This window comes from Escherichia sp. AM3 (genome assembly GCF_032029835.1).
GTDB lineage: Bacteria > Pseudomonadota > Gammaproteobacteria > Enterobacterales > Enterobacteriaceae > Escherichia > Escherichia coli.
The window spans coordinates 1-580 of the sequence record NZ_JAVUPQ010000514.1 but is presented as its reverse complement, the minus strand read 5'-3'; the positions used below and the strand labels follow the sequence as shown (position 1 = coordinate 580).

1 protein-coding gene and 2 pseudogenes are annotated in these 580 nt (G+C 41.0%); 1 reads left to right on the top strand and 2 read right to left on the bottom strand.

Annotated elements, in window-relative coordinates:
* The first annotated feature begins 1 nt into the window (after position 1).
* Positions 2-58 carry an IS1 family transposase gene (locus RTW80_RS31800; protein ID WP_003032489.1) on the top strand — a complete coding sequence of 19 codons (57 nt, stop codon included), beginning with the start codon at positions 2-4 and terminating at the stop codon, positions 56-58.
* Positions 59-75: 17 nt separating this feature from the next.
* Here RTW80_RS31800 and RTW80_RS26960 read toward each other — a convergent pair.
* Both RTW80_RS26960 and RTW80_RS26955 read right to left on the bottom strand, forming a co-directional pair.
* Positions 76-165, bottom strand: a pseudogene (locus RTW80_RS26960) (hypothetical protein); the annotation flags it as partial.
* A pseudogene (locus RTW80_RS26955) lies at positions 162-518 on the bottom strand (ACP S-malonyltransferase); the annotation flags it as partial. The pseudogenes RTW80_RS26960 and RTW80_RS26955, both read right to left, overlap by 4 nt.
* Positions 519-580 lie beyond the last annotated feature (62 nt).

Genomic DNA, 580 nt, shown 5'->3' with positions numbered 1-580 from the left:
GGTGGAGCTGCATGACAAAGTCATCGGGCATTATCTGAACATAAAACACTATCAATAAGTTGGAGTCATTACCTAAAAGCCTATCAGAATAAGTCCAATAGCATAAATGTATATCAGATTTCGTTTATCCTGAAAGCGAATAAAAGTTAAATAATCAGGAATCATTTGAATACCTTTGCATCACTAAATGCTTTACGACAATGCATAACTCGTTGCTGATCCACGCCAGCAAAATCATTTAACATATTCCCCAAATAGGGCTTATTACTTATTTCAAGGAAAGCTACCGGGGTTGGCATATTCAGAAATGTATTGAGAGATTCAGTCCATTTCACCGTATGAGTTAAGTGTAATGAGAGATTTTCTTTGATAATTGACGGAGCGACCTCGCTTTTTGCTGTTACGTTCATCAGAACCTGATGCTCTGGCGAAGCGATATCCAGTCCGGCAAGATAATCGCGCATTGCCTGAACGCCGTCTTCCATCAAACGCGTGTGCCAGGCACTGATCTTACCCAGCAATAGTGGACACGCGGCTAAGTGAGTAAACTCTCAGTCAGAGGTGACTCACATGACAAAAA